The sequence below is a fragment of the Nitrosospira sp. NpAV genome (assembly GCF_000832065.1).
Lineage (GTDB): Bacteria > Pseudomonadota > Gammaproteobacteria > Burkholderiales > Nitrosomonadaceae > Nitrosospira.
In genome coordinates this window covers 120,735-134,269 of record NZ_JXQM01000001.1, presented here as the reverse complement: position 1 = coordinate 134,269, position 13,535 = coordinate 120,735, and the positions used below count along the sequence as shown (strand labels likewise).

The window sequence follows — 13,535 nt, the reverse complement described above, 5'->3', positions numbered from 1 at the left end:
ATGACGAGTACTGTCTATAAGCGTATTCTGCTGAAGCTTTCCGGTGAGGCCCTGATGGGTGAGGACAGCTATGGCATCAACCGCGATGTCATAGAGCGAATTGTCGCCGAAATTGCAGATGTGAGCCGACTGGGTGTTCAGATCGCAGTAGTTATTGGCGGTGGCAACATTTTCCGTGGCATGACATCCTCGGGCGAAGGGATGGATCGTGCCATTGCGGATTACATGGGTATGTTAGCCACAGTCATGAATGGCCTGGCACTGCAGGATGCCATGCGGCGTGCCGGCTTGGTAAGCCGGGTGCAGTCTGCGTTGCGTATTGATCAGGTGGTGGAACCCTACATTCGCGGTAAAGCAATGCGCTATCTGGAAACAGGGAAGGTGGTAATCTTCGTTGCGGGTACCGGTAATCCTTTCTTTACCACTGATACCGCCGCTGCGCTACGTGGAATGGAAATGAATGTGGATATTGTGCTCAAGGGCACCAAGGTGGATGGTGTATATACCAGCGATCCCAAAACAGACCCCAATGCCATACGCTACCACAATCTGTCGTTTGATGAAGCTATCGCTCAGAACCTGAAAGTGATGGACGCCACCGCCTTGACTCTTTGCCGCGATCAGAAGTTGCCGCTAAATGTATTCAGTATCTTCAAGGCGGGGGCGCTGAAACGGGTAGTGATGGGCGAAGACGAGGGAACGCTGGTGCAGATTTAAATTCAAGATTGAATACAAAGAAAGTATTTTGTCCTTACCGTAATTGTCAAATACCATGATCGCCGATATCAAGAAATCTACTGAACAGAAAATGCAGAAAAGCCTTGAAGCATTGAAACTGGATCTTGGCAAAGTGCGAACTGGTCGGGCTCATACCGGTCTGCTCGATCACATTACCGTCGATTACTATGGAACTCCCACGCTCATTGGCCAGGTAGCCGGCGTCAATTTGGCGGACGCTCGTACAATCACCGTCGCACCTTGGGAAAAGAAGATGCTGAGCGCGATTGAAAAGGCGATCCGGAATTCAGATCTGGGGTTGAATCCTGTCACCGTCGGTGAAATAATCCGTGTTCCCATGCCGCCACTTACCGAGGAACGCCGCCGTGACCTCACCAAGGTAGTCAAGCATGAGGCTGAAACCGCGAGAGTAGCGATGCGCAATATTCGGCGTGATGCAAATGCCCATCTGAAAGACCTGCTCAAGGAAAAGAAGATCGCAGAAGATGACGAGCGCCGCGGGCAGGATGAAATTCAGAAACTTACCGACCGCCACATTGCGGAGATAGACAAGCTGCTGCAGGTCAAAGAAACAGAGTTAATGGCAATCTGAGACATCAGGTATTACCATAACGCAGGGTAGGCAGGCCATCCGCAAACTGAGCACCCCTTAACTCATTGTGTTCCTTCCATGCCTCTTACCACCAGCTCAACGCGAGAAATACCTGAAACCGGGATGATTCCCCGACATATTGCCATCATTATGGATGGTAACGGACGTTGGGCGAAAAAGCGTTTTATGCCTCGGGTGGCGGGGCACAAGCGTGGAGTCGAGACGGTGCGGACCGCAATCAAGGCTTGCGTCGATCGCGGGGTGGAATACCTCACTTTGTTCGCCTTCAGCAGTGAGAATTGGCGCCGGCCGGCGGAGGAAGTCACGTTCCTCATGCAACTCTTCATTTCTGTACTGGAACAAGAGGTCGTCAAATTGCATGAGAACGGCATTCGCTTTAAAGTGATTGGCGACCTTTCAAAATTCGAACCAAAAATAGTCGAGTTTATTTGCAATGGAGAAGCGCTGACCGCCAGCAACACACGCTTTACCCTAACCATTGCGGCCAATTACGGCGGGCGCTGGGATGTCATGCAAGCTGTTCGCAAGATGCTGCAGCAACACCCGGAATTAGCGACTTGTTTCGACGAAAAAGATTTAATGCAATATTTTGCGTTGAACTATGCCCCGGAACCTGATTTATTTATTCGTACCGGCGGTGAAAAACGCATTAGCAATTTTATGCTATGGCAGCTTGCCTATACCGAGTTGTATTTCACCGATACCCTGTGGCCGGATTTTGATGCGCAGGCACTGAATTTGGCCATTCAATCCTATCAGCAACGCGAGCGCCGTTTTGGACGCACCAGCGAGCAACTTCAAATGGCCTCATCCACCAAAGAGCTACAAGAGATTGCCGCCGAGAGAGTGGTGAAGTTTCAGTAACTTGTTGCTCGGCCTGTTTTTGTCCAGCCCTCTCCATGCTTAAGACCCGGATTTTAACCGCCGTCATCATGCTGCTTCTGTTTCTGGCCGCATTGTTCTCCCTATCAGCAATTTTCTGGATGATATTGTTGCTCGCCCTGACTGTGGCTGGCGCATGGGAATGGAGTAAGCTCGCAAGATTCTCCCTCATTTATTCCATCACTTATCTGCTGCTTACCGCCCTATTGGGGGGAGAGTTGTTATTTACCTTGGGCGAAGCGGTTTTGGCCGATCCCTATTCCCCATTATTTCTCTGGCTTTACGTCGCTTCGTCGGTATTCTGGGCGCTGGGCGCTACCGGTTTACTCAGATTGAATCGGCCCATCAGGAATCCAGTTTTATTGACACTGATAGGCTGGATATTACTATTGCCTACTTGTCTTGCCCTGTTCCAGCTGCGAGCCATCGACCCGTTGCTCCTGCTGGGTTTCATGGCTACGGTCTGGATTTCTGATACGGCGGCGTACTTCACGGGGCGTGCATGGGGAAAACATAAGCTTGCTCCCGGCATCAGCCCCGGGAAGACTTGGGAAGGCGTGGCGGGAGCGCTGGTGGCGGTCGCCTTTTATGCTGTGGCGTGGAGTTATATCGCCGGAGAGAAAGCTCCTTCCATATTACTTGTTCCGTTGCTGCTGGTACTTGTCGTGATGGGTATTATCGGGGACTTGTTCGAGTCATTGATGAAACGCCATGCCGGAGTTAAGGATAGCGGCAATATTTTGCCGGGCCACGGTGGTATACTTGATCGCATCGATGCGCTAACGTCAACCCTGCCGATCGCTGCTTTGTCACTCTTATTTTTACAGTCCGAACTATGATAGCCATTCGTCATCTCACAATCCTTGGCTCCACCGGTACCATAGGCGTGAATACGCTGGACGTGGTGGCACGCCATCCCGGCCGGTTTCGCATTGTTGCGCTTACCGCTAATAACAATGTAAAAAAAATGCTGGAACAATGTCGTTATTTTCAGCCACGTTATGCAGTGATGCTGGATGCGGACAGCGCCGAACGGCTGCGGTCGGAAATTCGTGCGGCCGAACTTGCCACCGAAGTGCTCTCCGGTGTCGAATCGCTGGAAAAGGTAGCTTCCCTGCCCGATGTGGATACGGTGATGGCGGCGATTGTCGGTGCTGCCGGCATCCGCCCCACATTTGCCGCCGCTGGCGCGGGTAAGCACGTACTGCTTGCCAACAAGGAAACCATGGTGATGGCCGGTCGGATCTTCATGGATGTCGTTAAACAGAATCACGCCACACTCCTACCGATAGACAGCGAACATAATGCCATCTTCCAGTCGCTGCCGCAGAGTTTCTCCGGAGACCTGAAGGCGGCCGGCGTGCGCCGAATTCTATTGACCGCCTCTGGCGGACCATTCAGGCGATTGTCGCTAAGCGCGCTGGATCATGTAACGCCGGGGCAGGCCTGTGCTCATCCCAATTGGGTGATGGGGCAGAAGATTTCGGTTGACTCCGCCACCATGATGAACAAGGGTCTGGAAGTCATTGAAGCGCACTGGTTGTTTGATGCGGTGCCCGAGCAGATACAGGTGGTTATCCATCCGCAAAGCATTATTCATTCTATGGTGGAATACGTGGATGGTTCGGTACTCGCACAGCTTGGCAATCCCGATATGCGCACTCCGATTGCCCATGCCTTGGGTTTTCCTGAGAGAATTGAGACCGGCGTGACGCCTCTGGACATGTTCAAAGTGGCGCGGCTGGATTTTGAGGCTCCCGACTTTAAACGCTTCCCCTGTTTGGGACTTGCATATCAGGCGTTGGCTGCTGGGGGCAGCGCACCGGCGATCCTCAATGCCGCCAACGAAGTGGCAGTAGAATCATTTCTCAAGTGCCGGATGCCATTTACCGCCATTCCAGTCATGATTGAACATGTTATGGAAGCCGTTAGCCGCAAGGACATCACAACGCTTAGTGATGTGTTGACAGCTGATGGTATGGCGCGTGAAGCCGCGCATGAATGGTTGGCGTGTCTGGTATAAGGTACTTGGCTTATTGGCTGCCGGAATGGGCCAGATGGCCGTTTCACGCGCCGGCGTGCCGCCGGCGAAGCCGACCGGGGCGAGAAGCGGGTCATCGTGCCTCTGGTAAATGGGCAGCAAATCCATCATTAACAAATCTACGCGTCCTTTTTCGTTCTCCGCTTGTCACCCGCTTGATCTTTCCCTCCGTTTTGCGGTTTCGATCTCGTTTTTATGAGACGACAATGCGGATTGTTCCTTTAATGAAATCTCTTTTGCCCCGCGATCCTGTCGTGGTGCGCTGATATGACTTTTTTTTCCACAATTATCGCTTTTATCATTGCCCTGGGATTGCTGATCGTATTTCACGAATTCGGCCATTACCTGGTGGCGCGCTGGTGCGGAGTGAAGGTGCTGCGTTTTTCCATCGGTTTTGGCCAGCCATTATTGAAGAAGCGCTGGGGAAGCGATCAAACCGAATGGGTGGTGGCTGCCTTTCCCCTCGGCGGTTACGTTAAGATGCTTGACGAGCGTGAAGGCGAGGTTGCGCCCGGGGATTTGCCGCGATCATTCAACCGCAAGCCGGTAGGATACCGCTTTGCAATCGTCGCGGCAGGGCCGATAGCGAATTTCTTATTGGCGATCCTGTTGTACTGGCTGCTATTCATGCTGGGTGTCAGCGGCATGAAGCCCATGTTGGGACCGGTCGCTCCTGCGACCCCCGCCGCGTTTGCAGCTTTCGAGACGGGAGAGACAATAGTAAAAATCGGAACCGAACCCATCGCTACCTGGCAGGATGCGCGCTGGGTGCTGCTATCGCATGCGGTGGAAAGATCGCCTTCCGTAACCGTCGAGACACTTGGCCGCAGTGGGGAGATAGTCTCGCGGCAGTTGGACCTGAGCGGTATGCAAGCTGGCGATCTGGATGGAGATTTTTTGCGAAAGATTGGTTTGAGCAGCTATCAACCAGCAATAAAGCCCATTATCGCGAAGGTAACTTCGGACAGTGCAGGCAACCGCGCCGGTTTGCTGCCAGGTGACGAGATCCTGGCGGTGAACGGGAATAAGACCCCACTCTGGGAAGACGTGGTGCAAAGGATACGAGTCAGCCCCGGAATACCGCTCGACCTGGAAATTCAACGTGGCGATACAACTATCGATATAAAGGTCATTCCCGACACGGTTACTGAAAACGGCGAAAAAATCGGCAGGATCGGTATTGGACCGCAAATCGATCAGGATGAACTGGAAAAACTGCTGATAAAAGTAAGCTATCCAGCCGGATCAGCCATCGTCAAGGCTGTCGATAAAACCTGGGAAATGTCGGTGTTTACGCTCCAGATGCTTTGGAAAATGGTGGCTGGAGAAGTATCGTGGAAGAACGTGAGCGGACCTATCACCATCGCCGACTATGCGGGTAAGTCGGCGCAAATGGGACTTGCATCTTACCTCGGATTTCTTGCGCTTATCAGTATCAGTCTAGGGGTATTGAATTTGTTACCTATTCCGGTACTGGATGGGGGTCATTTAATGTATTATGTCGTCGAAATCGTCAAGGGCAGTCCGCTTTCTGTCAGAGTCACGGAGATTGGTCAGCAGGTCGGAATGGCGCTGTTATTCACCCTGATGGCTTTTGCCATATATAACGATGTCAGCCGGCTCATCTCCAGTTAAAGCATGAATGTCAAGTATGAAAGTCAAATATCTCGTGGCGCTTGTTTCTGTTCTTTGCGCTCCGGTTTCATGGGCTCTTGAGCCATTCGTAGTTAAGGACATACGGGTGGAAGGGATACAACGCACTGAAGCGGGCACAGTGTTCAGTTATTTACCGGTTAAGGTGGGCGATACACTGGATGATGAAAAAGCCGCGACGGCCATCAAGACACTCTATGCGACCGGTTTCTTCAAAGATGTTCGACTAGAGTCCGACAATGGGGTTTTGCTTGTCGTGGTGGAAGAACGGCCGGCCATTGCACAGATCACCATTTCCGGGGCCAAGGAGTTCGAGAAGGATAAGCTGAAGGAAGGCCTGAAACAGGCAGGCCTGGCAGAATCGCGCATCTTTGATCGTTCCATGCTGGAGAAGGCCGAGCAGGAACTGAAGCAACAATACCTCAGCCGAGGGAAATATGCTGTAAAGATCACCACCACGACAACTCCGCTGGACCGCAACCGGGTGGGCATCGACTTTCAGGTGGATGAGGGAAAAACCGCCAAGATCCGCAAAATCAATATCGTCGGCAATAAAAATTTCGAGGAAAAGGAACTGCTGAGTGCGATAGTACTGCGAACGCCGGGCTTGCTGACGTGGTTTACCAAGGAAGATCAATATTCGAAACAGAAGTTGGCTGCCGATTTGGAGTCGTTGCGCTCATTTTATCTTAATCGCGGCTATCTGGAATTCAGTATTGAATCGACTCAAGTATCCATTACCGCCGACATGCAGGATATTTACATTACGATAAATATCGTCGAGGGCGACAAATACACGGTGTCCGAGATCAAGCTTGCCGGTGAAATGCTGTTGCCGGAGCCCGAATTGCGCAAGCTTGTAAAATTGGCCCCAGGTGACGTGTTTGCACGGGAGAAACTGACCGAATCCGTCAAGCTTATTACCGACCGGCTTGGAGACGATGGTTACGCGTTTGCAAATGTCAACGCCTCGCCGCAGCTGGATAAGGAAAAACACCAGGTAGCGTTCACCTTTTTTATTGATCCGGGCCGGCGGGTTTACGTAAGACGGATTACCATCACGGGCAACAACCGTACCAGGGATGAAGTGATTCGACGGGAAATGCGGCAATTTGAGGGAGGATGGTATTCAACCTCCAAAATCAACCAATCCAAGCTGCGTGTGGACAGGTTGAATTATTTTAATGCTGTTAACCTGGAAACGCCGGCCGTTGCTAACGCCACCGATCAGATCGATGTAAACGTCGAAGTCAAGGAAAAGGCGACAGGCGCCGTCATGTTTGGAGCGGGCTATTCCAACATGGAAGGACTGATACTGAGCGGTTCCGTTGCCCAGGACAACATATTCGGAACCGGAAAATTTGTCAATCTCATGGTCAATACGGGCAGTGTGAACAAGACCTACTCGCTCTCGTACACGGACCCCTATTTCACGCGCAATGGGGTAACCGGCGGCTTTGATATTTACAAGCGTGTGCTCAATACACGCTCCCTCTCCTCGGTAAGCACTTTTAATACCGATACCACGGGTGCCGGGTTGCGTCTGGGCATTCCACTGAACGAGAATGACAGTATCATGGCCGGCCTTGGCCTGGAAAATACGAAAATCGACCTGGGTCCGAACAGTCCGCAACGTAACATCGATTTTGTGGAAAAATTCGGAAGCAGTACCATCAACATACCGTTGACGCTGAGCTGGCGGCGTGATGGTCGCGATAGCGCCATCTGGACCACCTCGGGTACCACCCAGCGGGTGTTCGCGGAAACGGGTTTGCCAGGCGGCGACCTGACTTATTACAAATTGGATTATCAACTCAGGTGGTATTATCCACTCACAAATATTTTCACACTCATGCTGAACGGGGAGCTCGGCTATGGTGACGGCTACAATGGAAAAGAGCTGCCTTTTTTCAAGAATTTCTTTGCCGGCGGCAATACCTCGGTGCGTGGCTACAACATCAGCTCGTTAGGTCCTCGTGATGCCAATAATAGAACGCTGGGGGGCAATAGACGCGCGGTGGGCAGCGTTGAAATTCTGTTTCCGATGCCTGGCATGCGGAACGACAGATCAGTGCGCTTGAGCGCGTTTGTGGACGGTGGTACCGTATGGGGTCCCGACGGAGTGAGACCGGAGCTCGAAGGATTGCGTTATTCCACGGGAATCGCTGTTACCTGGATTTCTCCGATGGGGCCGCTTAAAGTCAGCATCGCCCAACCGATAAATAACCAGCCCGGGGATAACTTACAGCGATTCCAGTTTCAATTTGGACAGCAGTTCTAATCAAACGGATAATCGGGAGATAAGATTGAAACATAAGGTTCAATGGCAATGGCGGCGAACTGTCATGGCAGCATGCGTAATTATTGCCTCTGCCAGCGGATTCTTTGACGTCCATGCGAATGATATCAAGATTGGTGTGGTCGATACCGAGAGAATACTCGCGGAATCGGCGCCGGCGGTCAGGGCGTTGAAGAAGATAGAAAAGGAATTCCTGCCGCGCGATCAAGAAATCAAGAAGATGGCATCGCAGGCGAAGGTGCTTCAGGAGGTTCTGGAGACAGAAGGTAAGACCATGCCGGAGGCGGATCGGCGTAACAAAGAGCGTGATCTCGCCATACTCAATCGGGAACATCAGCGCGCCCAACGGCAGATGCGCGAAGACCTGAGTCTGCGTCAGAATGATGAAGTCGCCATCCTGCAACTGAGCGCCAGTAAAGCTATTCAGGTTATCGCGGAAACAGAGAAGTATGACCTGATATTGCCCCTGCGTGACCTGGTTTACCGTAGTCAGCGCATGGACATTACCGAGAAGGTTATCAAGGCGCTGGCGGATAAATAGAGTATTGACTGGAGGTTGCGTCGTTGTATCTCGGCCCGATCTTGATAACACACACTTCACCCTGACCACTAACCGGATTTAGGATTATGGATATACATGAAATTCTGCAATATTTGCCCCATCGCTATCCTTTTCTTCTGGTGGATCGCGTTCTATCCTGTGAACCTGGGAAAAACATCGCCGCGCTCAAGAACGTAACGATTAACGAACCTTTCTTCGGCGGTCATTTTCCTCATCACCCGGTTATGCCGGGCGTGTTAATTATTGAAGCGCTGGCGCAAGCTGCTGCGCTTCTAACGCTCAAGACCATGAATGTGAAAGTCGACGAGAATTCGATATATTATTTTGTCGGCATAGACAGGGCTCGTTTCAAGCAGCCGGTCCAGGCGGGTGACCAGTTGATACTCAAGGCAACCATAGAGCGGCAGCGGATCGGCATCTGGAAGTATTCCACCCAGGCGGAAGTGGATGGCCGCATTGTCACCGAGGCCGAGTTGATGTGTACCGTGCGAAGCAAGCAGCCATAGCGGGTTGCATGGGGTCGCAGTTTTGATACTGACGGTTACCTTCATCCTCGTTGACTGAGAATTGGAGGCTGTTAGAATGGTGGAAGGGATTAACTGGGTTTGCGGCGTCGATGAGGCTGGCAGAGGGCCGCTAGCGGGTCCGGTGTTTGCCGCTTGCGTGGTGCTTGGTCCAGATCATGGCATAGAAGGGTTGGCGGATTCAAAAACACTCAGCGAGGCTCAACGTAACAGGCTGACCATTGCCATTAAAGCCTATTCGGTGGCTTGGGCTATTGGTTCCGCATCTGTTAAAGAGATTGATAGGTTAAATATTCTGCAGGCAAGTCTGCTTGCCATGAAACGTGCAGTGGAAAGCCTGTCAATTATTCCTGGCAGAGTACTGGTGGATGGGAACCATAGCCCTCGTTTGAGGTGGCCCGTTACCACTATTGTTGGGGGCGATAGTCTGATACCGGAAATTTCCGCCGCGTCGATCCTTGCCAAAACGGCGCGCGACGCTGAAATGGTGGCATTGCACCAGCGCTTTCCGCACTATGGTTTTGATCGCCATAAAGGATATTCCACCACTGAACATATTGCGGCCTTGCGGGTCCATGGAGCATCAGTGATACATCGTCGTCATTTTGCGCCAGTCAGGGAATTGATAATAAATGGTAAAGCTCAAGTGGCAAAAATTTAGTCCCCTGTTCGAGAAGGAACCTTATTTCATTTCGTATTACTAATATAATATTTACTGCTGCCAGCATGCTTGAAGCGTAGAGCGATGGATGAGTCAGTGGTATTTTAAGCGCGGGTGCAAGAAGCGATTATGCGCACCGATTTGTAGTAACTTACCTCACAGACCTGAATAATATGCGTATTGAAAAAGACACGGTGGTATCCCTCACTTATGAGCTTCTTGATTCGGCCGGCGAGATCATGGAAAGTACCGCCTCGCCGATCAGCTATTTGCACGGTGGTTATGACGGTATTTTTCCCATGGTGGAAGAGGAATTGCAGAGCAAGGAGGCGGGTTACAGTTGCTCCGTTTTTATGGAACCGGAAAATACCTTCGGTGAATACGATAGCCAATTGGTGCGAGTGGAGCCACGTGATGCGTTTCCCGACAATGTCGTGGTGGGAATGCAGTTTGAAGGCGGCGAGGAAGGTTCCGACGACGTTTTGATATTTACCGTAACGGATATTGCCGATGACAAGGTCGTCGTGGACGGTAATCATCCACTGGCTGGCAAGGCCCTGCGCTTCGACTGTACGGTTACCGCGGTGCGTCCCGCCACTGCGGAAGAGCTATCCCATGGCCACGTCCATGGAGCCCATGGTCATGAACATTGAACCTAAATCCGATAGTTGATTGCTCATTATATAAATCGGTATCAGGATTAATAACAATATCTCGTGTTTGTCGGACTCTCACTTCCCATGTGACGCCATCTGCGGACGATGTACAGTTTTTGCGGCACATGCCTGTTGTTTACAACGCCTTGGAATGGAATGACTAAAAACCGCATATTCCAACCGTCCAATCATCTAATTGAGGTTGAATTTCAATTCCGTAAGGCTATTGACTATTCTTTCTCCGTTGCCTTTTTCAGTGCGTAGAGTTTCTCCAGTGCTTGCCTTGGACTTAACTCGTCCGGTTGAATTGCGCTCAATAGTGTAAGCGCGGGGTGTTCCAACAAGGTTGCCTCTGCGATGGTGGCTGCTCCCGAGAATAAATCGCCCTGCAATTGCTTGTCCACCGTTTCCTGCTCAAGCTTTACCAGATACTTTCTGGCTGTTTTGATGACAGGCTCCGGCACGCCGGCCAGCGCCGCCACCTGCAACCCATAGCTTTGACTCGCAGGTCCCTCATTGACGGCATGCAGAAATACAATATGATGTTTGTGCTCTACCGCGTCCAGATGCACGTTGACGGCTTGTGCGAACTCCTCCGCAAGTCGCGTCAGTTCAAAATAATGCGTCGCGAATAACGTATAGCTGCGGTTCTTTTCCAATAGATACCGGGCAATCGCCAGAGCCAGCGCGAGGCCATCGAAGGTCGACGTACCTCTTCCGACTTCATCCATCAGTACCAGGCTTTGCGGGCTGGCATTGTGCAGAATATTGGCGGCTTCCGTCATTTCCATCATGAACGTCGAGCGACCGCCGGCAAGGTCATCGGACGCGCCGATGCGGGTAAAAATCTGATCCAGCGGACCCATGCGGGCACTATTGGCGGGAACAAAACTGCCGCAATGGGCGAGCAATGCGATCAGTGCGACCTGTCTCATGTAAGTGGATTTGCCACCCATATTGGGGCCAGTGATGACGAGCATTTGACGCCTGGAGTAGCCGCCAGCACCGAGCCGGACATCATTGGCGATGAAGTTCTCTACCTGGTTTTCCACTACCGGATGACGGCCTGCCTCAATTTCGATCACGGCATCACGGGTAAAAACCGGCGAAACATAATCAAGTGCGAGCGCCCGCTCGGCGAAGGCAGCGAGCACGTCAAGTTCCGCAACACTCCGGGCAACCTGTTGTAGATGACCGATATACGGTCCAAGCATATCCAGCAATGCATGGTATAAAAGCTTCTCCCGTTCCAGCGCCCGATCCTCAGCGGACAGTGCCTTGTCCTCGAAAGCTTTAAGCTCCGGCGTGATATAGCGCTCGGCATTTTTCAGCGTCTGCCTTCTGCGGTAGTCATCGGGGATCTTCTCGCTATGGGCATGCGTCACTTCAATATAAAAGCCATGCACCCGGTTATACTCCACTTTGAGATTCGAGATGCCGGTACGTATTTTTTCCCGTGCTTCCAGTTGCAGCAGAAACTCCCCACAATTATTTTGTATGGAGCGCAATTCATCCAGCTCGGCATCATAGCCATCGGCGATTACGCCACCCCCACGCAGTACAACCCCGGGTTCTTCGCGCAACGATCTTTGCAGAAGGCCGACAAGCGCTGCATCCGGCAACATCATTTTCGTCAGTTGGGCGATATGCGCCCCGGTAGCGTCCGCAATCTCGGCAACAGCCGTGGTGATCCGGGGCAATTGCTTCAAGCTATCGCGCAGCCCTGACAAATCCCGTGGGCGTGCGGACGCCAGAGCAATACGTCCGGTGATACGCTCGATGTCGGCTACATGCCGGAGGCATTCGCGTACCTGAAAGTGCGGCCCCAGGCCCCCCGTGCCGATTAAAAAGGATACGCCATCAAGCCTGCTTTGGATTACCGTGTGATCACGCAACGGATGATGCAGCCATTGCCGCAACAAACGGCTGCCCATGTTGGTCGAGCACGTATCGAGCAGTGACAGCAATGTGGGCGACGTATCGCCAAGCATGGTTTCGGAGATTTCCAGATTGCGACGGGTGGTGGCATCCATGCGCACATAGCCGCTATCCCGTTCCACCTGTAGCGCTTTGATATGGACGATACCCGCTCCCTGGGTGAGGCGAGCGTATTCCAGCAGCGCACCCGCCGCACCCAAGGATGCATGCAGCCCATCGCAGCCGAAACCGGAAAGGTCACGGGTTTCAAATTGCGTAGAGAGGATGCGGACGGCGGCATCGAAATCGAACTGCCATGGGGGCAGACGCTTGAGGGGCAGCTTTTTAAGGCTGCCCGTACCCGTGTCATTGAGTCCAGCAAGCGTATCTAAGGACTCCGGCAAGAGAATTTCCGCGGGTTTCAGGCGTTCCAGTTCACTCGCCAGATTATCGGCTGAAGTCTCCATCACGCGGAATTGCCCTGCGGCCAGATTGAGCCATGCCAATCCCAGTGTGGATTCATGCACACATAAGGCCAGCAGCACGCAGTCACGTTTTTCTTCCAACAGCGCCGCGTCGGTTAGCGTCCCCGGTGTGATAATCCGCGTGACTTGGCGTTCCACGGGACCCTTGGCAGTGGCGGGGTCACCGATCTGTTCGCAGATCGCGACCGATTCACCGAGCCTGATGAGTTTCGCCAGATATTGTTCGGCCGAATGATAAGGCACGCCCGCCATCTTGATGGGTTCCCCCGCCGAGGTACCTCGGCGGGTCAGGGTGATGTCGAGCAGTTTCGCGGCTTTCTCCGCATCATCAAAGAACAGTTCGTAGAAATCTCCCATGCGATAAAACATCAGCATGCCGGGATGCTGCGCCTTGATGCGGAGATATTGCTGCATCATGGGGGTATGATTTTTATCCAATGGGCTTCTCTTCCGACTGGCTCGTTTTTGGTCCGATGACGGTTTTTTGCGCTATTCCCGCCATAA

General features: G+C 52.3%; 12 protein-coding genes. 11 read left to right on the top strand and 1 reads right to left on the bottom strand.

What is annotated here, in order from left to right; genetic code table 11:
* From pyrH to SQ11_RS00495, 11 genes are all read left to right on the top strand, one after another.
* Nucleotides 1-717, top strand: coding sequence for a UMP kinase (gene pyrH / locus SQ11_RS00545; RefSeq protein ID WP_041512458.1), 717 nt, complete (start codon nucleotides 1-3; stop codon nucleotides 715-717).
* A gap of 55 nt (nucleotides 718-772) precedes the next feature.
* Nucleotides 773-1,330 (top strand): ribosome recycling factor, encoded by a 558-nt coding sequence (frr, locus tag SQ11_RS00540; protein WP_041512185.1) that lies wholly within the window; start codon nucleotides 773-775, stop codon nucleotides 1,328-1,330.
* Between the two features lie 78 nt (nucleotides 1,331-1,408).
* The gene (uppS, locus tag SQ11_RS00535; RefSeq protein WP_041512184.1) at nucleotides 1,409-2,215 is read left to right on the top strand and encodes a polyprenyl diphosphate synthase; all 807 of its coding nucleotides are present in this window, start codon (nucleotides 1,409-1,411) and stop codon (nucleotides 2,213-2,215) included.
* A 35-nt stretch (nucleotides 2,216-2,250) separates the two neighbouring features.
* Nucleotides 2,251-3,072 carry a phosphatidate cytidylyltransferase gene (locus tag SQ11_RS00530; protein ID WP_041512183.1) on the top strand — a complete coding sequence of 274 codons (822 nt, stop codon included), beginning with the start codon at nucleotides 2,251-2,253 and terminating at the stop codon, nucleotides 3,070-3,072.
* A complete protein-coding gene (ispC, locus tag SQ11_RS00525; RefSeq protein ID WP_041512182.1) occupies nucleotides 3,069-4,256 on the top strand; it encodes a 1-deoxy-D-xylulose-5-phosphate reductoisomerase in 1,188 nt (395 codons plus the stop codon). Before SQ11_RS00530 ends, ispC begins: the two co-directional genes overlap by 4 nt.
* Before the next feature lie 285 nt (nucleotides 4,257-4,541).
* Entirely contained in the window at nucleotides 4,542-5,909 is a 1,368-nt protein-coding gene (gene rseP / locus SQ11_RS00520) for an RIP metalloprotease RseP (RefSeq protein WP_041512181.1), read from the top strand.
* A gap of 16 nt (nucleotides 5,910-5,925) precedes the next feature.
* Nucleotides 5,926-8,208, top strand: coding sequence for an outer membrane protein assembly factor BamA (gene bamA / locus SQ11_RS00515; protein ID WP_041512180.1), 2,283 nt, complete (start codon nucleotides 5,926-5,928; stop codon nucleotides 8,206-8,208).
* Between the two features lie 25 nt (nucleotides 8,209-8,233).
* Complete coding sequence (locus SQ11_RS00510) at nucleotides 8,234-8,767, top strand: OmpH family outer membrane protein (protein ID WP_041512179.1); 534 nt, start codon at nucleotides 8,234-8,236, stop codon at nucleotides 8,765-8,767.
* 86 nt (nucleotides 8,768-8,853) lie between these two features.
* Complete coding sequence (gene fabZ, locus SQ11_RS00505; protein ID WP_041512178.1) at nucleotides 8,854-9,294, top strand: 3-hydroxyacyl-ACP dehydratase FabZ; 441 nt, start codon at nucleotides 8,854-8,856, stop codon at nucleotides 9,292-9,294.
* A 76-nt stretch (nucleotides 9,295-9,370) separates the two neighbouring features.
* Nucleotides 9,371-9,973 carry a ribonuclease HII gene (rnhB, locus tag SQ11_RS00500; RefSeq protein WP_041512177.1) on the top strand — a complete coding sequence of 201 codons (603 nt, stop codon included), beginning with the start codon at nucleotides 9,371-9,373 and terminating at the stop codon, nucleotides 9,971-9,973.
* A gap of 173 nt (nucleotides 9,974-10,146) precedes the next feature.
* Nucleotides 10,147-10,626 (top strand): peptidylprolyl isomerase, encoded by a 480-nt coding sequence (locus SQ11_RS00495; protein WP_041512176.1) that lies wholly within the window; start codon nucleotides 10,147-10,149, stop codon nucleotides 10,624-10,626.
* 233 nt (nucleotides 10,627-10,859) lie between these two features.
* Here the strand turns inward: SQ11_RS00495 and mutS are convergent, their stop codons facing one another.
* Nucleotides 10,860-13,448 (bottom strand): DNA mismatch repair protein MutS, encoded by a 2,589-nt coding sequence (mutS, locus tag SQ11_RS00490; RefSeq protein WP_041512175.1) that lies wholly within the window; start codon nucleotides 13,446-13,448, stop codon nucleotides 10,860-10,862.
* Nucleotides 13,449-13,535: the final 87 nt, after the last annotated feature.